Source organism: Bradyrhizobium sp. SZCCHNPS1003 (genome assembly GCF_032381555.1).
Taxonomy (GTDB): domain Bacteria; phylum Pseudomonadota; class Alphaproteobacteria; order Rhizobiales; family Xanthobacteraceae; genus Bradyrhizobium.
Genome location: NZ_JAUHIU010000021.1, coordinates 42742 through 65297, shown reverse-complemented (window position 1 = coordinate 65297; position 22556 = coordinate 42742). Strand labels below are relative to the sequence as shown.

Annotated in this window: 22 protein-coding genes and 1 tRNA gene; 14 read left to right on the top strand and 9 right to left on the bottom strand. The window is 63.7% G+C overall.

Going from position 1 to position 22556, the window contains the following annotated elements:
* Window positions 1-245 precede the first annotated feature (245 nt).
* From QX126_RS28520 to QX126_RS28485, 8 genes are all read left to right on the top strand, one after another.
* A complete protein-coding gene (locus QX126_RS28520; protein ID WP_315737893.1) occupies window positions 246-839 on the top strand; it encodes a beta-1-3, beta-1-6-glucan biosynthesis protein in 594 nt (197 codons plus the stop codon).
* 342 nt (window positions 840-1181) lie between these two features.
* Window positions 1182-3887, top strand: a complete 2706-nt coding sequence (locus tag QX126_RS28515) for a glycosyltransferase (protein WP_315785346.1) — start codon at window positions 1182-1184, stop codon at window positions 3885-3887.
* Window positions 3888-4295: 408 nt separating this feature from the next.
* A tRNA-Lys gene (locus tag QX126_RS28510) sits at window positions 4296-4371 on the top strand.
* Window positions 4372-4833: 462 nt separating this feature from the next.
* Complete coding sequence (locus QX126_RS28505; RefSeq protein WP_315785343.1) at window positions 4834-5967, top strand: TylF/MycF/NovP-related O-methyltransferase; 1134 nt, start codon at window positions 4834-4836, stop codon at window positions 5965-5967.
* 53 nt (window positions 5968-6020) lie between these two features.
* Window positions 6021-6725, top strand: coding sequence for a hypothetical protein (locus QX126_RS28500; protein WP_315785340.1), 705 nt, complete (start codon window positions 6021-6023; stop codon window positions 6723-6725).
* Between the two features lie 140 nt (window positions 6726-6865).
* The gene (locus QX126_RS28495) at window positions 6866-7210 is read left to right on the top strand and encodes a hypothetical protein (RefSeq protein ID WP_315785337.1); all 345 of its coding nucleotides are present in this window, start codon (window positions 6866-6868) and stop codon (window positions 7208-7210) included.
* A 387-nt stretch (window positions 7211-7597) separates the two neighbouring features.
* Window positions 7598-8362: a hypothetical protein gene (locus tag QX126_RS28490; protein ID WP_315785334.1), complete on the top strand. Its 765-nt coding sequence runs from the start codon at window positions 7598-7600 to the stop codon at window positions 8360-8362.
* A 429-nt stretch (window positions 8363-8791) separates the two neighbouring features.
* Complete coding sequence (locus tag QX126_RS28485; RefSeq protein WP_315785331.1) at window positions 8792-9577, top strand: HNH endonuclease; 786 nt, start codon at window positions 8792-8794, stop codon at window positions 9575-9577.
* Between the two features lie 105 nt (window positions 9578-9682).
* On the opposite strand, the gene QX126_RS28480 is transcribed toward QX126_RS28485, so the two are convergent.
* From QX126_RS28480 to QX126_RS28470, 3 genes are all read right to left on the bottom strand, one after another.
* The gene (locus QX126_RS28480) at window positions 9683-9988 is read right to left on the bottom strand and encodes a hypothetical protein (protein ID WP_315785329.1); all 306 of its coding nucleotides are present in this window, start codon (window positions 9986-9988) and stop codon (window positions 9683-9685) included.
* Between the two features lie 442 nt (window positions 9989-10430).
* Window positions 10431-10976, bottom strand: a complete 546-nt coding sequence (locus QX126_RS28475; protein ID WP_315785327.1) for a hypothetical protein — start codon at window positions 10974-10976, stop codon at window positions 10431-10433.
* A gap of 1071 nt (window positions 10977-12047) precedes the next feature.
* Window positions 12048-13211, bottom strand: coding sequence for an IS110 family transposase (locus QX126_RS28470; protein WP_315778738.1), 1164 nt, complete (start codon window positions 13209-13211; stop codon window positions 12048-12050).
* Between the two features lie 561 nt (window positions 13212-13772).
* Between QX126_RS28470 and QX126_RS28465 the strand changes: the two genes are divergently transcribed.
* A complete protein-coding gene (locus QX126_RS28465) occupies window positions 13773-13979 on the top strand; it encodes a hypothetical protein (protein WP_315774708.1) in 207 nt (68 codons plus the stop codon).
* Between the two features lie 123 nt (window positions 13980-14102).
* Window positions 14103-14726: a LysE family translocator gene (locus tag QX126_RS28460; RefSeq protein WP_315785325.1), complete on the top strand. Its 624-nt coding sequence runs from the start codon at window positions 14103-14105 to the stop codon at window positions 14724-14726.
* A 323-nt stretch (window positions 14727-15049) separates the two neighbouring features.
* Here QX126_RS28460 and QX126_RS28455 read toward each other — a convergent pair whose 3' ends face one another.
* A complete protein-coding gene (locus tag QX126_RS28455; RefSeq protein WP_315785323.1) occupies window positions 15050-16687 on the bottom strand; it encodes an isocitrate lyase in 1638 nt (545 codons plus the stop codon).
* Window positions 16688-16831: 144 nt separating this feature from the next.
* Here QX126_RS28455 and QX126_RS28450 point away from each other — a divergent pair, with 144 nt between their 5' ends.
* The 4 genes from QX126_RS28450 to QX126_RS28435 all read left to right on the top strand — a co-directional run bounded on the left by QX126_RS28450 (window position 16832) and on the right by QX126_RS28435 (window position 19952).
* Window positions 16832-18307, top strand: a complete 1476-nt coding sequence (locus QX126_RS28450; protein WP_315785321.1) for a short-chain fatty acyl-CoA regulator family protein — start codon at window positions 16832-16834, stop codon at window positions 18305-18307.
* A 159-nt stretch (window positions 18308-18466) separates the two neighbouring features.
* Entirely contained in the window at window positions 18467-18877 is a 411-nt protein-coding gene (locus QX126_RS28445; RefSeq protein WP_315737883.1) for a hypothetical protein, read from the top strand.
* A 137-nt stretch (window positions 18878-19014) separates the two neighbouring features.
* Entirely contained in the window at window positions 19015-19428 is a 414-nt protein-coding gene (locus QX126_RS28440) for a response regulator (protein WP_315785319.1), read from the top strand.
* A gap of 95 nt (window positions 19429-19523) precedes the next feature.
* Window positions 19524-19952: a group II truncated hemoglobin gene (locus QX126_RS28435; protein WP_315737881.1), complete on the top strand. Its 429-nt coding sequence runs from the start codon at window positions 19524-19526 to the stop codon at window positions 19950-19952.
* Window positions 19953-19964: 12 nt separating this feature from the next.
* On the opposite strand, the gene QX126_RS28430 is transcribed toward QX126_RS28435, so the two are convergent.
* From QX126_RS28430 to QX126_RS28410, 5 genes are all read right to left on the bottom strand, one after another.
* Window positions 19965-20159 carry a hypothetical protein gene (locus QX126_RS28430; protein WP_315737880.1) on the bottom strand — a complete coding sequence of 65 codons (195 nt, stop codon included), beginning with the start codon at window positions 20157-20159 and terminating at the stop codon, window positions 19965-19967.
* Between the two features lie 47 nt (window positions 20160-20206).
* Window positions 20207-20593 (bottom strand): NUDIX hydrolase, encoded by a 387-nt coding sequence (locus QX126_RS28425; protein ID WP_315712048.1) that lies wholly within the window; start codon window positions 20591-20593, stop codon window positions 20207-20209.
* 145 nt (window positions 20594-20738) lie between these two features.
* Window positions 20739-21614, bottom strand: coding sequence for a hypothetical protein (locus QX126_RS28420; protein WP_315785316.1), 876 nt, complete (start codon window positions 21612-21614; stop codon window positions 20739-20741).
* Between the two features lie 267 nt (window positions 21615-21881).
* Window positions 21882-22058: a hypothetical protein gene (locus QX126_RS28415; protein ID WP_315785314.1), complete on the bottom strand. Its 177-nt coding sequence runs from the start codon at window positions 22056-22058 to the stop codon at window positions 21882-21884.
* Between the two features lie 7 nt (window positions 22059-22065).
* Window positions 22066-22314 carry a hypothetical protein gene (locus tag QX126_RS28410; RefSeq protein WP_315755520.1) on the bottom strand — a complete coding sequence of 83 codons (249 nt, stop codon included), beginning with the start codon at window positions 22312-22314 and terminating at the stop codon, window positions 22066-22068.
* Window positions 22315-22556: the final 242 nt, after the last annotated feature.

The following is a 22556-nucleotide window of genomic DNA, read 5'->3' as shown; positions in this document are numbered from 1 at the left end:
CAAATCACCCTTTTACGATGACGCGAGAAAGTTGGTACGTTGCTGGACAAATTCCGAGATTCCGGTCATTGGGAATCCCGGTTGACCCCGGCCGTCGCAACCAGGTTTCTCGGCCCTGCGCAAGCGCCCGTCAGGAACGCTCCGCGACAGTCGGAATCAATCTCCCGCCGCAATCGGGGCCGATTTGATCGGCATCACCACTGCGTCCGTCAGGGGACGGCACGAAGGCAACAATCGGGGAATTTATGGGTCGACGCGTGCTCAAGTCCAAGTTTTCGGTTTCGCGCCTGTCCGCGGCTCTGGGCCTCGTGCTCCTCATCGGCGCGCCCGGCGCGCTCGCCCAGAGCGGCAGCGACCATCCCCAGGACCAAAAGCCGCAGGCGGCCAATCCGGCCGACGTGTCGAGGGACAACCAGCGCAAGGCCGACGAATTCACCGAAGCGTCCCAGGCGCTCAGTGGCGGCCCGGCCGGCAATCCCGAATGCGTCTGGCTCGGCCGCCGCGTCGTCCAGCTGATGTACAACGACGACCTCGATACCGCCTTCCGCCACCTCGATCTCTATGACCGGTTCGGCTGCCCCGGTGGCCACGTTCAGGCCGCCTTCCGCTGCCTGACGCGATTCATCCCGCAGATCGATCCGAAGGTGCCGAACTCGCTGAACAACCACGTCCATACCTGCTGGATCAATCCGGACGCGAAGCCGCAGGTGGCTGCGGCGCCTGCGCCGGGCCCAGCCTCGAGCCCGGCAGCGACGCCGGCCGCGCAGGCGTCTCCAGCGCCGACGCAGCAGCCCGCCCCCCAGGCTTCGCCCTCGCCCCCGCAGCCTCCGGCGAAGTGACCGGCGCTGAGGCAGGCAGGACGCACGATCCCGGCGACCGCCCCCCATGCGTGGCGTGCGCATGACAGCGCTCCGATCACGTGGCAGGATACGATCGAGGTCGTCGACGCGCGCTTGAGCCTCGCCCCGGTTCAGGCACCGTTCAGCATGATTGGGCTCTGTTGGGATGGCATATGATGTCGCGGCCTTCGGCTGTGACGGCGTGAGAATGACCGCCTTCGTCGTTCGTCGTCGAACGTCACGCGTGAACGTGCTCCCGGTAGCATCGCATACCCGAGATGGAACGGCGATCGACCGCTCCGCTTCACCGCTGACTTGATCCTAGGAATGGTTGCCCCTCCAATGCGTGCCGTCGTCGCCGTCCTGCTCCTCGTCACCGCTGTGCACGCCGCCCTCTGGGGACTGCTGCAGGACAAGCAGGAGGCCCCCAATTTCACCGGCCTGCTGCAGAGCGTCTCCTACGATCCGCATGAAGGAACCGGGGCCCCCGGCGCCAACACCGTGGCCTCGCCGGAACGCATCCGCGCCGACATGAAGAAGCTCGCCACGATGACGCGGGCCATCCGGCTTTACTCTTCTACCGGCGGCCTCGAGATCGTGCCGCCGCTGGCCGCGGAGGCCGGACTGAAGGTGATGCTCGGCGCCTGGATCGACAAGGATCCGGACCGCAACGAGCGCGAGATCCAGTCGGCCATCACCCTCGCCCGCCGCAACAGCAACGTCATCGGCATCGTGGTCGGCAACGAGACCATCCTCACGGCGACCCAGAAGGTCGATGAGCTGATCGAGAAGATCAAGCGCGTGAAGAAGTCGGTCAACGTGCCCGTTACCACCGGCGACGTCTGGAACAGCTGGCGCGACAACCCCGAGCTCGCGGCCAATGTCGACTTCATCGCCGCGCACGTGCTGCCCTATTGGGAATTCTTCACCGACGACCAGGCCGTCGATCAGGCGGTGGATCGCTATCAGCTCCTGAAGAAGCAGTTCCCCGGCAAGCGCATCATGATCGCCGAGTTCGGCTGGCCGAGCCAGGGCTACAGCCGCAGCGGCGACAACCGCGGCCCCGCCGTGCCGGGCCCGCTCCGGCAGGCGAAGGTGCTGCGCAATTTTCTCGCCCAGGCCGCCTCGATCGGCATGGAATACAACATCGTCGAGGCCATCGATCAGCCCTGGAAATATTTCGAAGGCGGCGTCGGCCCGTATTGGGGCGTCCTGAATGCCGCGCGCGAGGCGAAATTCGCCTGGAGCGGCCCGATCGTGAATCCCGACTATTGGCAGCTCGCGGCCATCGCGCTGCTGGTCGGCGTGCTGCTGTCGCTGCCGATCGTGCGGCTGCGCCAGCCGACCGTGCTGCAGGCAATGATGCTCGCCATCACGGCACATGGCGTCGGTGCCTGGGTCTCCAACGTCTTCGCCTATTGGAACGTGCACTATTTCGTCTGGGGCTCGACCTTCGCACTGACCCTCGGCCTGATCCTCTTGGTTCCTTTGATCCTCATTGCGATGGCCCGCATCGAGGAGATCGCCGCGATCGCCTTCGGCCGCGAGCCGCGCCGTCTGCTGACCCGCGACAAGGCCGCGCGCGACCGCGCCGCCATGCCGGAGGGCTATTGCCCGAAGGTCTCGATCCACGTGCCGGCCTATTTCGAGCCGGTCGACATGATGAAGCAGACGCTGGATGCGCTGGCGCGGCTCGACTACCCGAACTACGAGGTCGTCTGCATCATCAACAACACGCCCGACCCGGCGTTCTGGCAGCCGATCCAGGATCACTGCCGCATGCTCGGCGAGCGCTTCAAGTTCATCAACGCCGAGAAGGTCAAGGGCTTCAAGGCCGGCGCCTTGCGCATTGCGATGGAGCGCACCGCCGTCGACGCCGAGATCATCGGCATCATCGACGCCGACTATGTCGTGACGCCGGACTGGCTCTCCGACCTCGTGCCGGCCTTCGCCGACCCCGCGGTCGGCCTGGTGCAGGCGCCGCAGGAGCATCGCGACGAGCATCTGTCGCTGATGCACTACATCATGAATGGCGAATATGCCGGGTTCTTCGACATCGGCATGGTCCAGCGCAACGAGGAGAACGCGATCATCGTGCACGGCACGATGTGCCTGATCCGGCGCGCGGCGATGGACATGGCCGGCGGCTGGTCGAGCGACACGATCTGCGAGGACACCGATCTCGGCCTCGCGATCCAGGAGCTCGGCTGGCAGACCCACTACACCAACACCCGCTACGGCCAGGGCCTCCTGCCCGACACCTACGAGGCGTTCAAGAAGCAGCGCCATCGCTGGGCCTATGGCGGCTTCCAGATCGTCAAGAAGCACTGGCGCCGCTTCCTGCCCGGCCACAGCCGGCTGACCTCGGACCAGAAGCGCGAGTTCTCGCTCGGCTGGCTCAACTGGCTCGGTGCCGAGAGCCTCGGCGTCGTGGTCGCGATCCTCAACCTGATCTGGACGCCGATCGTGGCCTTCGCCGGCATCGCCATTCCCGACAAGATCCTGACCATCCCGATCCTCGCCGCCTTCGTGGTCTCGCTTGCCCACTTCCTGATCCTCTACCGGCTGCGGGTGGCGGTGAAGCCGTGGCAGATGCTGGGCGCGATGGTCGCGGCGATGAGCGTGCAGTGGACGGTCAGCCGCGCCGTGGCGCAGGGCCTGATCACCGAGCACCTGGCGTTCGCCCGCACGTCCAAGGGCGGCCTGTCGCGGATGTCGATCGAGTTCCAGGCGTTCTGGGAGGCGGTGATCGGCGCCCTGCTCCTGATCGGCGCCACCATCCTGATCGTGACCAACACGCTTGCCATCACCGAGCTCTACATCTTCGCCGCCGTCCTGATCCTGGAGAGCCTGCCGTTCCTCTCAGCGGTCGCCATCGCGCTGCTGGAGATGTCGCGCATCAACTCCTTCGAGTTCTGGCGCCACGCCACCGTCCGCACCGCCGAGCTTATCGGCCTGCGCCCGGTCTGGGTGCCCGAGCTGGCGGGGCCTGGGATGCAACCGGCGCCGCTGAGCGCGGCGGCAACGAAGGCGGCGGATAAGGTGTAACGCCAAGCGAAGCCTGCGGAAGCGTAGCCCGGATGAGCGGACGCCTGGGCCCGAAGGACGCAGGCGGCAGCGACATCCGGGTTCATCGCGACGGCCCGTGAGCCCCCGCATGTCGCCTCCGCCGTCGCTCTGTCGAGCGCCGGCGGAGGCTCATGACGGGCTACGACACCGTGATCGCCGCGCCAGAAACGATCGTCGATCTCCCGTGGTTTCCACCGCCCGCCCTATTGACCGGAACGGACCCACCCCCTACACAGCGCCCACGACAGCATGCGGCCTAAGGTCGGGGTTTTTTGCCGCCCCGATCTCATGCCGCAGTGAACCACGGCCACGCCGCAAGCGTTCCGATGGGTACCTGCCGACGATCCGGACAGTGACGGCCCTGCCGTCGCACCGCTTCTTGGAAGCGAGCGCGTAGCTCAGCCGGTAGAGCACGTGACTTTTAATCATGGGGTCCCGGGTTCGAGTCCCGGCGCGCTCACCAAGATCCCGAACGATCGAATAGTCAGCTTGGCAGACGCCTCCCTTGGCCACGTCGGAACATCGGTAAGACGATGCGTGGCCTAGATCGCCCGTAAGCGGCGGCCTGAATGGGTCTCGATCGGAACTCGATTTCGTATTCGATGAGTCGAACGCCCTCGATCCTCACGCGGCTTTGGGTCCTCAGTCATTTCCTTGGCTACGATGCTCGTGCGAACCTGGCGGGACGTCTCCACGTTCTCCTCCACCCAGGCGATGTAACGAGGAAGCTGCCGAATCACGCGGTCAGACGCGCCGCGCGTCCGCTCTCGCCCGTCAGCTCGATCATGTCGGCACCTCCACGTCTGTAGGAATTGCAGTCTGCGCAACCAGGGTGCTAAGAACGACAATCAAAGGTATCGCAAGTCATTTTTATCGAATTCCGGTAAGGCCTTTTTGGCAAGGCGTTCGCGCCAGTGGAGCCAGCATGTCTGCAAGCTATGGCGCCGTGATCAACCGGCTGCTCAACGGCGTCGGCTTCCAACTCATTCGCCAATCGACGCTCCATCAGTTGGTCTCGTCGGCCCGCAATGGACATGCAAGCGAGCAGGACAACGAAGGTGAGGATCAAGTCCGAACGGATTCGCAAGCCAGCGAACCGACGGAGACGGTATCGGCCAGCTATCTCCAGAACCTGCAGCGCGAGAGTTTGGCGCTTCGTGAGATGTCGACCGAGCTCATCAAGCTCAAGCTGCAACTGGCCGGAGCGAACGACGGCACCAACACGAGCGAGCCCTCGACTCCGGACGTTGCCGCCCCCCGGCTCTACACACCCGTATACGACTACGCGGGATTGCGAACCGATCCCGCGATCGTGCACAACCATGACTTCATGCGGGATCCCCGCTTCGTCGCCGCCTACGAACGTGGCGTCGCCGCCGAGGGCTATGAGCCTCGCTATTTCTGGCGGACGCACGTCGCGCTCTGGTGTGCCAGCATCGGCGTCAGCCTTGGCGGCGATTTCGTCGAATGCGGCGTATGTCGCGGCATGCTCAGCTCTTCAATCATGCACTATCTCGACTGGAACAACATCCAACGTCGATTTTTTCTGTTTGATACGTTTACCGGTGTCGACGAGCGCCTCGTCACCGATGAGGAGGTCGCAAGCGGCAACCTCGGCTACTTCAGAGAGATGTACAAGAGCGACATCTATGAGGATGCCGTTCGCAACTTCTCCGAATACAAGAATGTCGACATCATTCGTGGCAGTGTCCCAGCGAGCCTGTCGACCGTCGACATCAATGCCGTCGCGTATCTGTCGATCGACATGAACAATGTCACGCCCGAGATCGCGGCCATCGACCACTTCTGGAGCAAGCTCCAGCCAGGCGCCCCGGTTCTGCTCGACGATTATGGTTTCGTTCGCTACGAGGCCCAGAAGCGCGCATTCGACACCTGGGCCTCTCAGCATGGCGTCACTATTCTCGCGCTTCCCACAGGGCAAGGCTTGATCATCAAGCCGCCATCGGCGTCAGGGGCTGTGCGTCGGAAGCGGCGCCGCATAGCTCCATTTTTGTGCACCGCCACCGTGAAGCGGCTTTTTGGGATGACGACGGCGTAAGGTTGTCCACATGCCGACTGGCTTGTTCGGCCAATCCAAGGCACAATCAAGCGTTGCAGTCCTTGATTTATTGCCGGGGCGTTTTGATGAATTGGGCAAGAACAGTCGTCGCGATTCCATTGGCAGCCATTGCCTTGTCGGGCTGCATCACGACATCGATGCAGGGATATGCCGACCGACAATTGCCGGCGAAGCCGATCGGCCGCATGGTCGCTTACGTCTCTGGACCCGGTCCGCTCGTCACGAGCATTCAAACCAACATCGCCGAGGAGGCGCGGAAACGCGGCGTCGTCGCTGACGACGCGCTGATGCTGTTCCCGCCGACACGGACCTACACCAATGCCGAGGTTCAACAGGGGCTCGCGCGTGACGCGATTGAAGGCGTCCTCGTCATCAGCGTGGGCGATAGCGGTGTGCAGCAACAATACGCCGGGACGATCTTGTCGGGCCAATACACCGGAACATCGAGCTCGATCGGTACCGTCAATACCTTCGGCAACACGTCGACCATATCCATGAATGGGACGTCCTCAGGCATGGTGGTTGCCACCGCGACGCCGACCTACCGCTACAAGCGTCAGACCACGTTCACGGCGCGGCTTCTTGAGGCAAGCACCGGACGAAACCTCTGGGTTGGAAATGGTCAGGTCAACGCCGGCGGCCTTCTGTTCGTCGGTGACGGCGCAAATGCTTCGAGCTCGGTCGCAGCCATTTTTGACGACTTGCAACGCAAGGGTATCATCGGGTCATCCAGTTGATCAGGAGGGGCTTCATGAGTCTCCCGTAACCCACCTCATCGGAATTATTGAGTGCACTGTCACCGTAATTATGCATCTCATCTGCAGGTAGCCAAAATCACCAAAGCAATACACGGCACCAAAAACCGGAGATCCTCCGAATGTCTATTAAGCTGAACATCGATAGCACAACAAAGAAATACACAGATGGCGTTGTTGGTCGAATCGAGCACCACGCCAAGGAAGTGGAAGCCGCCTTTGCTGCAATCATGGGTTTCGTACTCGTTTATTCCGACAGCGGCTCAATGGCTGTGCGCGAAGGTCGCGTTCAAGAAATCGGCAACATGGGTTGGGCCGAGTTCGGCGGTCGCCGTGTTGCTTTCCGCTATGAACACGCCACGAGGAAAATTGAGGTCCGCGACGGATCAGTACAGGGTCCGATGCTCGCAGATTTCGACAACAACACCGAACTCACCGCGCTCCTCGATTTCTTCAAGAACCTTTAGTCGAAGAAGAGGAAAAGGTCGCGTTTAGCATTCTCCATGCTCACCCTACGACTGATTGCCCCCAACGACTACGCTGTCCGCGAAGAGTAAGAGCGCATCGACTGCGTCCGCTACGCGAGTGCGCGCCGGACAAATGGCACCGGCCCGCCATTCGGCGACGCCGCGGCTAAGACGGCGCGGGAAGGATCAAGGAGAAGCAGAATTCGGCGGCAGGTCACAGAGCACCAAATTGGCGCTCGTTTTCACCCCTGGATAGAGTGCATTGTCACCGTTATCCTTCCGCGCGCGTGAAGTGCACTGTATTCTACGGTAAGATTTCGATCGGACTTATGGCATTCGTCCCGGCAGCGGCCCTCTAGGGAACAATGCGAATTATGGAGGCAGAACATGAGTTGGTGTGACAAGCTCGCGTCAACACCTACTGTCGGATTCGCGTTGACGCCCCACTTTGCTTTTGGCGGCATAGTCGACGCTCTTTCGCCCATCATGGATCGAATGGTCGATAGATTTCGTAACCCGACTTTCACGGTTAATGATAGTCAGAATAGCGCTTTGTCCTTTACCACAGAGGACGGCTTCACTTACGCAGTTGATCCGGCGAGGGTTACAGTCTCATTCCAGCACCGGTTAAGGGCGAAGCCTGTAAGTGCGGGCTTGCCTGTCATGGACATGGTATCAAAGCCTCTCCCCTACACCGAGATGCTACCAAGTATATCAGAACGACTTATCGAGGCTGCTCGCTTACTTCCACGGGTTGAAGAAAGGAAGATACTCCAAGTTGGGATTGTATCGACTACATCCGTCTCGATGGAAGACCTGCCACCTGGGATCAATAGTCTCGTGGAGCATCTAGCGCGGCCCTGGGCGGGATCACTGGTAAATTTCAACGTCGCCATAAATTCCGAACTTGGCCAATCCGATAATTGGATCGACCGATGTCAGCATACTTTGGCTAAAGTAGAAGACCCAAATCAGCTCATGACTCTCATTTTCGACTTCCATAGACAATTCAAGAAGCCGCAATCGACAGCCGAGCCGGCAATGAAGACCTTGCTGAATAGATGCACCGAAGATGCGTTGAAGTACTTTGAAGAGCTAGCAGAAGGCAATATGTTCGATGAGCACCTCATCAGCGATACAAACAAGCTTTGATTTTCTTGACTCTGAGCCTGTAGCTATAAGCTCTAGCTCGAATCGCGGACGTAGAAAAGCACAGTTGAGAAGCGCCTCCTCCGCTACTGTAGTGAACTTCCCAACCTTCAACTACTCCTCAGTAGAGTCGGCTGCTGCGTCGCGCGTCGCAGGTAGAATAAACGCGGCTTCGATCAGCGAACAGGAGCATCAAGCTTGGCTCAAGGAGCGTCAAGCGCTCCTGGACAAGGAGTTTGCTGGCACAATCACCCGAAAAGAGGCAAATCGGTTACGATATGTGTGCTGGTCCTTAGATCGCGTTGACGATGCTCGATATGGACAAGATCTCGAATTGCTTGAAGCTGCGGTCGCCAGATATGAGCAGCTACACTCAGACATCGAAGAGCTAAAACGGCAACTTGAGCAGCATCTGCCAAAGCGGAAACGTCGATGAGTAGTGAATCGAAAGCTCAAGGTACTGGTCCGCTGGAGGACCCGCGATTGATACGTAGGTCGGTGGTTGAGCCCGGCAAGAGATACCCGGATTATCGACAGACTTTACGGCACGACTTCTATCATGCGTGCGCTTACTGCACCATCATGGAATATGAAGCGCAGTCTATCGGGATGGTGATTGACCATTATGAACCGCAAAAGGCTCGTCCTGATCTCACCAACGACTATGACAATTTGATGTACGCGTGCAGCGTTTGCAATGAGCGCAAAAGCGACCGTTATCCTCCTCCGGAAGCGCGCCGCGATGGAAGACGGTTTTTTCGTCCGGATCACGACGCCAGGGAGGAGCACTTTTCCAGAGAGGGACTCCTGCTAGAGCCTCTGAGCGAAGTCGGCAAATATTCGATTTCTGCGCTTCATTTGAATCGCGCGATGTTGTTGAAGCTTCGCGATATTCGCAAGCGCGCATCAAATTGTGAAGCTCTTATTTCACACGGTATCTCCGCCCTGCGGTCACTGCCAATCGATAGCCTGCCCCAGCATATAAAGGGGCGCGCCGCGAGTACCGTAAGCCGAGTCATGGAAGCGGCCGAAACTATGAGCGATGATCTCGATTCAATCCTGAGGACAGCAGCCAAATCAGAATTGATCGACCCCGATCCTAACGCAAAAGCCTACGCTAAAGAGAGGGATGCCTTTCTAGCAAAGGTAGAGGCTCTATATCCGGGTAAACCATTTAGGCCGCTGAAGACACGCACGACTCGAAAAGCCCGTAGATGAGCGATCATCCCGTCAAGCGTGACGATCCCGGCACCGAATCTCCTTCGGAGCGAATATGGTGACAGTGCACGAAACTCCCAGGGACGTTAGTTAAGGCGGCCGCGCTCACCCATTCACCGCAAACCCAAGCACCAACTGTCTCGGGCTCTGCTTGAATTCCTTGATCACCGCGGCGCGGACCTTCTCCGACAGTTCCGGCAGCGGCTTGGCGGTGTAGAGCTTGGGGAAGGTCACCATGACCGACGTCAGCGTGCCGTTGTTCCAGTTGAAGCCGACTGCGGGACGCACGCCGGTTTCGGCGAGGAGGTCGGCTTCGACAGCCCGGCTGTAGGCAAGTCCGTTTTGAACGGCGTCGACCATCCCGCAGCCGGCGAGGCATGCGATCAGGGGGATCAGCGCGAGGGCTCTCATGGTCGTCCACTCCAGGGTTCAGCGTCCGGCGACGCGCCGTCGCCACGCATGGCGCCTGCCGAGGTTGCAGCGGCCAACGAGCATGAAATGCGGCCACGGCCGGATCATGGCGCGACGGCGCAACGTTTTCCAGCGTGACCCGCCGGGACAGGTTAGACTGGCGTGAGCCATCCATGAAGGCGGACAATCGTCAGGCATTGGCGTGCATGGTGCTGATCGCTGTCCTGATGGTCGCGCTCCTGTCGGCCAAGTATCAAGTATGACGACGGCCGGTGGCGCGGACAGTCCGAGACCGAGTGCTTGCGGCAGGCCCGGGGACTGCCTCCGGTCGGGCGGCCTTGAGCGAGAATTCCGGTGCGCTAAATTGACCTCGCTACTTGGCGCGAGCAGTTTCATGCACTGTCACCGCAACCGTAACCGCCAATACCGAAAGATCCGTCCCTTACCTGCCGGGGGCAGCATCGGCCTCCAGCACGACCTTCGCGACGGGATACCGCCAATCGTTCTTCGTGTTGTCGGCGGCGGCGTCGATGCCGGCCACGATGACCGCACCAAGGATGCCGCCGTTCATGCCGCTGGCCAGACGAGCCTGGCGCGTCGAATCGAAGGGCGCGACCGTGATCATCCGCTTTTGATAGCCGGGCTTCTGGCAGGTCACGGCAAGCGTGCTCGACTGTCCGCGATAGAGCGGCACGCGCACCTTGGCGGGGCTCGTCATGGTTGCGCTGAAGCCGGAGGCTTCCAGTGAGCAGGACGCTCCGGCCATCTCGACCTCGCCTCCCCCGCCGGGATTGTGAAATGTCCGCACCTCCACGAGCTGGTCACCCGCGAACTCGGGCACGCTTGCGTCGGTGCGGCGCTTCGGCTCGTAGACGTCGATTCCTCGGCTGCCTGTCGTCGACCTGACGTCGGTCACACTGTTGACCGCAAGCGGCGCAGCACACCCGCCAAGACACGCCGCTCCCACGATGGCCAGCCAGCCGGCCATCCGACGCAAACCGTTCATTTGAGCCCCCACAGCACCCCTACTGTCGTTACTAGCGGTAGCAGGGGCCGATCTGGGGAACAATAGTCGCAACCTCAGGGGGAATAGAAACAACTAACAAAAAGCCGACTTCGTTGCGGGCCGGCCACAATCGCTGTCGTCCCGGCACGCAATGCTCGCATGAGTTGCAGTGGTCGTTGGGCCTTCATGGCGCAGCTTCTTGGGACAGCCAGCGGATCATGGCGCGACGGCCCTGCGCATTCCAGCAGCGTTGCCGTGAGGATGCGCGGAAAAACTCATTTCATCAGGTCCCTCAAGGCGATCACCCCTGTCCAGTCCCTCCGCCAAAAATATTCAACTTCACTTTTTCCGAATTTCATGGTTGACTGTCCCCAACCCGTGCTCCTCGAGAGGGGCGCTTCGCGATCGTCACGGACGTTGAGCGCGGGATGCGGTGGCCGCAGGTGGGTCGCAGCGTGCTTGATGTGCGCGGACGAACGGCTCCTTGCGGACGTGAAATCGCGTGGTCCTGGCGCCCCGAAGCTGGCGCCAAGTCCTGGGGGTGATGATCCCCGAGGGCGACGGTGGCTATCAAGCCGGACACCGGGGAGATCGCGTATAAACGTGAAGACCATCGCGCGGGGAATGCCGGATGTCGGCTGAACCTTGTATGGGGAGTAAGTTGTCAAGAGGGGCGTCGTTTGTTGGGGGCGGTCTTTGGCGCCAAGGAGAGGCGCGGTCAAGGCTGGCCGAAGGCCACCGCCGGAGGCGGCGCGTCAGCGGCCTTGAGCGCGCCGAGCTTGGCGCCATCATGGCGCGCCCGCAACGCGCGGTGTCGCGATGGCAGGCCGGACGTGATGCGAGGATTGGGCCGTGAACGACAATGCGGAACGACCGCATCACCTTGTATCCGGTCGGGCGCGAGGCCCGGTACCCTGATCTTTCATGCACGGGGGAAGGTAAGGCCCAGTCAAGACGGGACCCCTCTGTGAGAGCGGGAGGTTTATGCCCCCGGTTCAGCACGGTCACGCGTCGGTCCTGGCTCACGTCGGCTGTCATGGCGCGCGCAGCCGTTTACGAAGTTGGACGCAGCACGGCGCCTTCGGGAACAACGCCGGTCACCAGATAGCGCCACAGCGCCACCATCAGCTTGCGTGCCAGAGCGACAATGGCAATTCGCCGGATGCGTCCCTTGATGTCGCGCACCCGCTCGCGGAACCAGCGTGTCAGTGCGCTGTCCGGCTGATGAACGGTCCATAGCCACGCCAGCTCGACCGCGAGCTCACGGGCGCGCCGGTTGCCGGCTTTGCTGATGCCCTGCTCACGGCTGCGCTCGCCACTGTCATAGGGCGTGCCGGTGAGACCAAAGTAGCTGCCGACCTGACGACGGTTGTCGAAGTCGCGATAGAACACCTCGTTGACCAACTTCTGGCCGCCGACCGGGCCGATGCTCCTGAGATCCATGAGCTGCATGATCCTGGCTTCCGGCGAGCCGGGCCGAGCGGCGCACAGCTCGGCTTTGCTTTTGGCCTCGAGCTCCTTGAGCTGCCGTGCCACCAGGCACAGTCGCTCGTGTTCGCGCACGATCTCTTCCTTGAGCCGCACCGGCAGTGGACGACCGTCGCCAGTGCGCAGGCTGGCAAGGCTTTCCAGGAACGAGCGATCGAGCGGGTGGACGTCGCGAATGCCCTGGCCGTGCAGCAGTCCCTTGATGCGGTTGCTGTGAGCCGTGCACTCCTGGATCAGGCGATCACGTTCACGGGTACGGCGCTTGCGATCCTCATCCTCGACGCTTGGCACGTGGACGATGCTGCAGACCCGAGGCTCGCCCCGCAAATGGGCGAGGAACGCCCGCATCAGCTTCTCCAGATCGATCCGGTCGGTCTTGGCGCGCCGGGCACGACGGTTCACCTCGATGCTGGAAGGGTCGACCTCATGATTGACGATGCCTTGTCCGCTCAGCCATCGGTGCAGCCAGTGGCCATCCAAGCCTGCTTCGTAGCATGACAGGATGCGCACCGGCCGGCCGCCCGCGGCAGCCGCAGCCTTCTTGCGCATGTCCGCAAGCCGGGCCGCCAAGGCGGCCAAGTCACCGCCGCCGATCGTGTACCGGCTCAGTTTCTGCGAGCCAGGAAGCAGCACGCCGAGCTTCCATTTCGCTTTGCTCAGTTCAAACGCGAGGTAAACCGTGGCATGCTCCGCCGCGGCGGGTGTGTCAGTGCGATCGAGCTTGATCATCTTGATCCTCCGAGGGCCGGATGGTTCGGAAATCCAATCCTAACCCTTCTTGACCACCCGCCGCCCCATAGGATCTGTGGTGACTGCCGCCTGCTTTTTCTTCTGCAGGCGGGCCATGGGTTGCGGCCTGCAGCCCGGCATTCCCCGCGCCCTCTGTTTGATGGGGGCGAGACGACCAGCAAAGCTCGGGCGCGAGATGCGTCGCGACGATGGTTGAACGCGCCCCCTGCCCGGCAACCGCCTGCGTCGTGATGAGGTTCAGATGGCCCGGCCGATTGGTCGTCCTACGACGGGACTGAGCGCAGTCGCCCGTTGCGTCCCCGCGGTGCGGACGCACGCGGCTTTCAATCACCGGCTGCCGGGAGCGCGCGCACGAACAGCAACAAGATCTTACATGACGACATCAGACCTGCGCAAAAGCGCCGCTGACGCGGCGTGTGTTCGCATCTGTGGCCGCACGCGATCGAACCGATGGCGCTCCTCGCGGTGCAGCCGCGATCGCGTCAACCGTATCGTGAGGAAGCCCCGATGTCGTCACCCACGCCAACAGGACGGCGGGCCATGCTCGTCCTGCTCGCCGTTCTCCTCCTCGGCAACATCGCCGCCATCATCGCCTGGCCGTCGCATTGCGGCACGAGCCCACGGCTCACGATCGGCGCGGTCATGCTCGCCGGCTGCGGCGAGGCCGACGCCGCTGGTCCTCACCTCGAGGCGATGCGGCGGCCGCATCGGGCGCCCGAGCCGGTTGAAATGGCGAAGGCTCCCTGACATCGTGGCCGTCACCCGTGTTCAGCGATCAGCAGCCCGCCGAGATCGAGCGCGGCGACGCGCTGAGGCTGCTGCCGCGCCTTGCGGGCTGATGCGCCACGTCTCGCCCAAGGAGCTTTCCCGATGTCCTACGCCTTCCTCTTGACCTCGCTGATCGTGGTGGCCTCGCCCGGCACCGGCGTGCTCTACACGCTCGCGGTGGCGCTGACGAAGGGGTCGCGGATGAGCGTCGCCGCGGCGTTCGGCTGCACGCTCGGCATCATCCCGGCGATGCTCGCCGCGATCATCGGGCTTGCCGCGGTGCTGCACACCAGCGCGCTGGCATTTGCCGCGCTGAAATGGTGTGGCGTTGCGTATCTCTTGTACATGGCCTGGCAGACGCTCGGGGAGCGTGGCGCGCTCTCGGTGGAGGCCAAGGATGACGCGAAGGACGCAGCGCGCTCGGCCGGGCGAGTGGTGCTGACCGGGTTTCTGATCAACATCCTCAATCCCAAGCTGTCGATCTTCTTCCTCGCCTTCCTGCCGCAATTCATCGCCGCGGACGAAGTGCATCCGCTCGCCGCCATGCTCGAGCTGTCGGCCACGTTCATGGCGATGACGTTCGCGGTGTTCGTTGTCTACGGGCTGTTCGCCTCAGCGGTGCGCGATCGGGTCGTCAGCCGCCCCCGGGTGATGGCGTGGCTGCGCCGGGCGTTCGCCGGCGGCTTTGCTTTGCTTGGCGCCCGGCTGGCGCTGAGCGAGCGGTGAGGGCGGCCGATCAAGGGGGGCTGACGGCTCATGGCGACGGGAATACGACCTTCGCTCCTCACCCTGAGGAGCCCGCCGCAGGCGGGCGTCTCGAAGGGCGAGGCCCGCGCTGTGGCCTCATGGTTCGAGACGCGCCGCAAGGGCGGCGCTCCTCACCATGAGGGGTGGGGGTCCGAGGCCGCCGCTGCACGTTGACCACGAGTAGCGCGCTTATGATGGGAGTATCGAGTTGCGCCTTGGAAAGCCTGCGCAAAAACAAGACCCGCCCGGAGCGGTGCCGCTCCAGACGGGTCGTGTTAGTTCAACAATTCAGCAGGACTGTATCAGCCGAACTGGTTCATCGTGTTGTGCGCGCCGCCGGCCTTCAGGGCCTTGTCGCCGGCGAAATATTCCTTGTGGTCGTCGCCGATGTCGGAGCCGGCCATGTTCTGGTGCTTGACGCAGGCGATGCCCTGGCGGATCTCGGCGCGCTGGACGTTCTTGACGTAGCCCAGCATGCCCTGCTCGCCAAAGTACTCGCGGGCGAGGTTGTCGGTCGAGAGCGCGGCCGTGTGGTAGGTCGGCAGCGTGATCAGGTGATGGAAGATGCCGGCGCGCTTGGCCGAATCCGCCTGGAAGGTGCGGATGCGCTCGTCGGCTTCCTTCGCCAGCGGGGTGTCGTCGTACTCCGCCTTCATCAGCTCGGCGCGGTTGTACTTGCTGACGTCCTGGCCCGCCTCCTTCATCGCGTCGTAGACCTGCCAACGGAAGTTGAGGGTCCAGTTGAACGACGGCGAGTTGTTGTAGGCGAGCTTGGCGTTGGGGATCACCTTGCGGATGCGGTCGACCATCTTGGCGATCTGCTCGATATGCGGCTTCTCGGTCTCGATCCACAGCAGGTCGGCGCCGTTCTGCAGCGAGGTGATGCAGTCGAGCACGCAGCGGTCCTCACCGGTGCCGGGACGGAACTGGTAGAGGTTGGAGGGCAGCCGCTTCGGACGCAGCATCTTGCCGTCACGGTTGATGATGACGTCACCGTTGCGGGCGTTCGCGGGCGTCACCTCCTCGCAGTCGAGGAAGCTGTTGTACTGGTCGCCGAGATCGCCGGGCTGGCTCGAGAAGGCGATCTGCTGCGTCAGGCCGGCGCCGAGCGAGTCGGTGCGGGTGACGATGATGCCGTCCTCGACGCCGAGCTCCAGGAAGGCGTGGCGGCAGGCGCGGATCTTGGCCAGGAAGACGTCATGCGGCACGGTGACCTTGCCGTCCTGGTGGCCGCACTGCTTCTCGTCCGAGACTTGGTTCTCGATCTGCAGCGCGCAGGCGCCCGCCTCGATCATCTTCTTGGCGAGCAGATAGGTCGCTTCCGCATTGCCGAAGCCGGCATCGATGTCGGCGATGACAGGGACGACGTGGGTCTGGAAGCCGTCGATCTTGGCGATGATCTCCGTCTCCTTCGCCTTGTCGCCGGCCTTGCGGGCTGCGTCCAGCGTGCGGAACAGATCATTGAGCTCGCGCGAGTCGGCCTGGCGCAGGAAGGTGTAGAGCTCCTCGATCAGCGCGGGCACCGAGGTCTTCTCGTGCATCGACTGGTCCGGCAGCGGGCCGAACTCGGAGCGCAGCGCCGCGATCATCCAGCCCGAGAGATAGAGGTAGCGGCGGTCGGTCTTGCCGAAATGCTTCTTGATCGAGATCAGCTTCTGCTGCGCGATGAAGCCGTGCCAGCAGCCCAGCGACTGGGTGTACTTGGTGCTGTCCTCATCATAGGCGGCCATGTCGGCGCGCATCACCGCGGCGGTGTAGCGGGCGACGTCGAGGCCGGTCCGGAAGCGGTTCTGCAGGCGCATGCGCGCCACGGCCTCGGCGGTGACGCCGTTCCAGGTCGGCTGGGTCTCGAGCAGCGCACGCGCCGCCTCGACTTCGGCCTGATAGGACGCCGGCCCCTGGATGGCCTGATCGCTCAATCCACGCGGTTGGAAATTCATGTCCGTGATCCCTTGGCTAAGGACAACCTGGGACCTGTTGTAAGCACGCCCGGCCCGCGGACCAGACATTGCGCGGAAAACTTGTCACACTTTACAGACATCTCGTGTATAGCTGTAAGGAGATTACAAGACCGGGATTTGGCCATGACCACCGCCACGGCACGATCGATCTTCATGGGCCCGCGCCTGCGCCGCCTGCGGCGCGAGCTCGGCCTGACCCAGGCCGATATGGCCGCCGACCTCGAAATCTCAGCGCCTTACGTGGCGCTTTTGGAGCGGAACCAGAGGCCGGTGACGGCCGACATGCTGCTGCGCCTCGCCCGGACCTACAAGATCGACCTGGCCGATCTCGCCGGCGACGGCGGTGCCGACCACACCGCGCGGATGCAGTCGGTCCTGAAGGACCCGATGTTCTCCGACATCGACATCCCCGCGCTGGAGATTTCCGACCTCGCCGTCAGCTATCCCGGCATGACCGAAGCCTTCCTGCGCCTCTACACCGCGTATCGCGAGGAGCAGCTGGCGCTGGCCGAGCAGCGCGCGCCGGCGCTGGCCGGCACTGCGCCGCGGCCGGGCAACGACGGTTTCGACGCCAACGATCCCGTTGCCGACGTCCGCCGCTTCCTGGCCGCCCGCCGCAACAACTTTGCCCAGCTCGACGATGCCGCCGAGCGCCTCGCCCAGGCCATCTTCCAGGGGCCGCCGACCGGGTCCCCGCAGGTCTCGGCGGGGCCGGCCGGCTTCATCGAGCGCTTTCGCGCGCGGCACAATCTCCAGGTCCGCTACATGCCGCCGAACGTCATGCTCGGCTCGCTGCGGCGGCTCGACCTGCACCGGCGGCAGCTCCTGATCGAGGACTCCCTGGACAGCGCGAGCCTGAAATTCGAGCTCGCCCGGCAGCTCGCTTATCTCGAGCTCGATACCGAGATCGGCGCAGCGCTCGAGGACGGCAAGTTCGCCAGCAAGACCGCCGAGCTGCTGGCGCGCCGCGCGCTCGCGGCCTACGTGGCGGCCGCGATCATCATGCCCTATTCGATCTTCGCGAAGGCCGTCGATGCGCGGGCCTATGATATCGAGGCGCTGGCGCGCCAGTTCGGCACCAGCTTCGAACAGACGGCGCATCGCGTCACGACCCTGCAGAAGCCGGGCGCCGAGCGGATTCCGTTCTTCCTGATCCGCGTCGATCCCGCCGGCAACGTCTCAAAACTGCTCGACGGCGCCGGCTTCCCGTTCGCGCGCCACGGCGGCGCCTGCCCGCTGTGGTCGGTGCACGGCATCTTCAAGACGCCGCGCCAGATCGTGACGCAATGGCTGGAGCTGCCGGACGGGCGCCGCTTCTTCTCGATCGCGCGCACCGTGACCGCCGGCGGCGGCTCCTACGGCGCCGTCCGCGTCGAGCGGGCGATTGCGGTTGGCTGCGCCGCCGAGCACGCGGGCCAGTTGATCTACACCCGCGACGGCCACGGGCCTGATGCCAACGCGCCGACGCCGATCGGCGTCGCCTGCCGGGTCTGCCACCGCCCGAAATGCGCCGCGCGCTCGGCGCCGCCGATCGGGCGCGAGATCCTGCCGGACGATTTCCGGACGTCGTCGGTTCCGTTCGGCTTCTCGGCGGATTGAGCATGGGCCGGCAATGGAACAAGGAGCTGGTCGGCGGCCGGGATGGCGGGCGAAAATCCGCCAAAACGGGCTGCAAATCGGCTGGGACGCTATGGCCCTTGACGGAACAGCCATAAACCGGACAAAGATTGCGCCAAAATGTCGCGGCGGAGATTGGCCATGAGATACGTCGACGGCGCTGTGATGTTCCTCAGTCTGTGGCTGCTGGCATCGATGGTCCTCGACGCCGTGACGCCGCCCGAGCTGAACTTCTACATGATCGGCCCGATCATTGCGCCGGCCGCGATCATCACCGGCTTCCTGTACTGGCTTCGCATCCCCTCCCGCGACTTCGTGCTGGCGTCCGCAGCTATCTGGATGGTCTGCGAGATGACGATGGAGATGATCACCCCCAAGCCGCTGTCGCCGCTGCTGGCGGTTGCCGCCGTCGCGCCGCTGCTGGTGGCCGGGATCCTCCTGCACGTTCAGCACTGGCGCCAATCGAGCGGCCGGTCGCCACCGCCCGCTTCGGCGCCGACGACCAATCTGCCGGGCTCCTCCAACGCGATGCCGGGCCGGCGGCCGTTCTGAGCCGCGCCGGCAATGGTGGATAGCGTGCAGCTGATCCTCCCGTTGTTCTACGGGACTGGATGTTTACGAGGAAATCAGAACCCCCCTCTTAAGCTCCGCCGGTCCATCAGAAGCCGACACACAGCCGCGCGGGGACCATGCTCAACGAACTTCTCGTGATCGAAGATGCCGACGTTCATCTATCGATCCTGCGCAAGATCGCCGTGCAGGCGGGCTTTGCGACGACCGGCGTGAACTCGGTCGACGGCGCGATGAACGTGCTGCGCCGGCGCAGCTTCGAATGCATCACGCTCGACCTGAATCTGGGCGAGCGCTCCGGCACGGAGGTGTTGCAGCTGTTGGCGGACATCAAATCCCGCACGCCGGTGCTGATCATCAGCGGTTCCGACGATCAGACCCGGGACGTCACGGTCCGCGCCGGCAAGATCCTCGGCCTCAACATCTATCCGCCGTTCTCCAAGCCGGTCGACCTCGCTTTGCTCCGACAGACGCTGCGCCAGATCGCTGCCGATACCGACCGGCAGCGCCGCGTCAAAGCGAGCATTCGCTAGCCCGAACGCCCCCTCGTTTTCCCGCTTGATCCAGATCAAGGCGCCATACCTCTGCCGCTTGTTGGCTGCAGAGGAACGAGCGGAAACGAGATGCGATGACGGCAGCGAATTCAGCCAACGAAGCAGAAGCAGTTGTGATCGAAGCGACGCCCTATGAGCTCGTGGGCGGCGAGGCTGGCGTGCGCCGTCTGGCGGAGCGCTTTTACACCATCATGGACCAAGAGCCCGGCGCCAGCCGCATCCGGGCGATGCACGACGCCGATCTTGGTCCGATCAAGCAGTTGCTGTTCGAATTTCTCAGCGGATGGCTCGGCGGGCCGGCGCTCTATTTCGAGCGGGCCGAGCATCGCTGCATCATGTCGGCGCACCGTCCGTATCCGATCGGCGATGCCGAGCGCGACGAGTGGATGACATGCATGCGCCGCGCGATGTTCGATTGCGACATCACCGGCGACATGTATGCATTGCTTGATCAAGCGTTCCTGCGGATGGCGAACGCATTCCGGAGCCGCCAGGCGAGCTGACCGGAGCTCCCATCAGTCCGACTTGGTGGCGGCCTCCCGCGCCAGACGCTCGGCCCTGAGCCGCTCGCGGTTGGCGTAAAAGGCCCGCTGGGCCGCCTCGTGATCGCGCATGGCCTGCTCGGCATCAGCCCTGCGGGTGGCGTCACGCGCCCGACGCTCTTCCGGCGTGAGGACGCGAGGCTGTCTGTCTGTGCTATCGTAAGGCATGGGCAGATAACGCCCAAGCGGCCGGGATGTTCCCAGCATACGATGGTTCAGTCCGACTTTCGTGGAAACAGCTGGTCGCGGATGTAGCGCGACGTCGGCGTCAGGCTGAGTCCGTAGGGCTTCTGCCACACCGCGCGGTCGATCTCCTTCTTGTCTCCGATCTCCAGGCGCCCTTTGGCATGCTTGGCGATGAAGATGGCGTCGCTCATCTTGCGGCCCGAGCGCTTGTTCTTGGCGGTGACTTCCTTCCACAGCCGCAGGCGCCCGAGCTTGAGCTTCGGAAGCTCCTCCTTGATCTCGCGCTTCAGGCAATCCTTCGCCGTTTCCTGCGCGCGTTTGCGGCCGCCCGGAAACATCCAGCGTCCGTCGGCCCGGCGTCGGACCAGGAGAACCCTTCCGCCCTTGGCGGCAACCAGCTTGGACGCCTTGGTCATGGCCCCGAAGCTCTCACCTCTCGAACAATGAAGCGGAGTCTATCAAGATTCGCTCCCACTCCTGCTCCGGAGCTTTGCGGAGATTCGGCCAGGACCGCGCGTCCGCCGGGCAGGCTCGACCGCAGCGCTCCCCGTCGGCAGTGGCTCAGTAGCAGGAGCGCGGATCGACCGCGACATACTCTCCCGACGGATAGCGATAGTAGCAATTGCCCTGCGACAGATAATAGCCTGGTCGCGCCGCAGCCGTCGCGCCGGCGATAGCGCCGGTGGCACCACCGAGCACGGCGCCCGCAGCGGCACCGCCCGCCTTGCCGGTGAGGATGCCGCCGAGCACCCCGCCGATGATCGCGCCCCCGAGCGCGCTGGCGCCCGGATCGACTTCGGCCGGAGGCGGCGGCGCCGGTTCGTAGGCGACCGGCGGGGGCTCCTCGTAGGCCGCCGACGGTGCATAGACCACATCGTCAGCATAGTCCTCCGACACGTAGGTCGGCGGTCCTTCCATGGGCTCCGGATAATAGTACCAGACGCCACCGACGTCCCACCACCAGCCGGGACGGCCGTTGTGAACCTCGTGCCGCCATCGGCCACCCTCCCAGCCGACCCGGCCGCGATAAGACTGCCCACCATAGTCGCGCACGGCGACCCGGCCGTGCGCATAGCGCGCATCCGGTCCCCGCCCGATCGCCGCCGGACCCGGGCCTGCGGCGTAGCCATGGCTGGCTCCCGGCGGACGTCCCTGGGGGGCAACGGCAGCCCGCGGCGGTGCGGCCGGCTGTGCTCCCTGCGGCTGGCCGGCCATGGGGCCGGCTTGCCGCGGAATCGGGACATGGGGCTGGCCGCCCGGTTGCCCACCCTGGGCTGGCGCTTGGCGGATGACACCCGGCGAGCGGGCCTGGGGCGAATGCCCGGCGCCAGGACCAGCCTGGTCCTGGGTTTGCGCCCCGGCTTGGGCGGGGATCGCGACCGCGGTCAGGATTGCGATCGCGGGCAGCCACCGTGTGCTCTGGTTGGACAACGTCATTCTCCCCTACCCCTTTGATCGCCCGCCGTCTGCGTTGGTTGCCGCACAGGGCGGGGTGCGATGCGGACTGATGACTCCGGCTCGCCGGCTTCCGCGTGTACGGTCCGGACACACCATAATTTGCGCGACAAACGGGTAAAATCCCGACTATTTTGCGGCCAAGTCAGCCTGCCGCGTCAGGTTAACCGAGACGCACGCTGATTCGCCGCTCCGATCGTGCAACCTCGCTTGCGCGGTCTTGCCGGTCCGGTTCGAGCTGATCGGCGGTCACCGGTCGGGCACGATCACGTTGCAGTTGGTTCGTCCCGACATCAGACAATCCTGCATCCGGCTCGCGGAGGTCAGGCTGCGGGCCAACCACAAGCCGAAGGCCACCACGACCGCCGCGAACACGAGTCCCGCCACGGCGCCGCGTCGCCCGTTATCCGGCCCCTGCGTACTCATCGGTGCCCTAGGCGGCCCGCAGGCCAGCGGCCTCACCGTGCGGTTGCTGCTGCTGCTGGCGCGATGCCGGCGAGATCGACTCGATCCGCGTGCAGCTCGTCACCCAGAACAGCTGCCCGCATTCCCATTCGGAACCCAGCACACCGGCCGAAACGGGCCTCGGGCGGGCGAGGACCGCGGTCATCACGCATGCGCTGACCACGAGAGCGACGAGCGCGAGGCCGAGCGCCATGCGCCCACGGCGAACAGAGGTCATGCCGGTCAACTCCGTTGGATGTCGCACCCGGGCGGTGCGCTGGTGCCGCGAGGCGTGAAGCGACTCACAGCCCGCCGACCTGCGTCAGCGACGGGGCTGCTTACATAGCCTCCGGCGAATGCCATGCAAGCGCCGGGCAGGTCGGATGTGGAGGAGCGGCGATAAAGCATTTGTCATCGACGCATGCGATCCTATACACACGGGCTCGCGTCGGCCTCCGCTCGTGTTCACGACATCGTGGA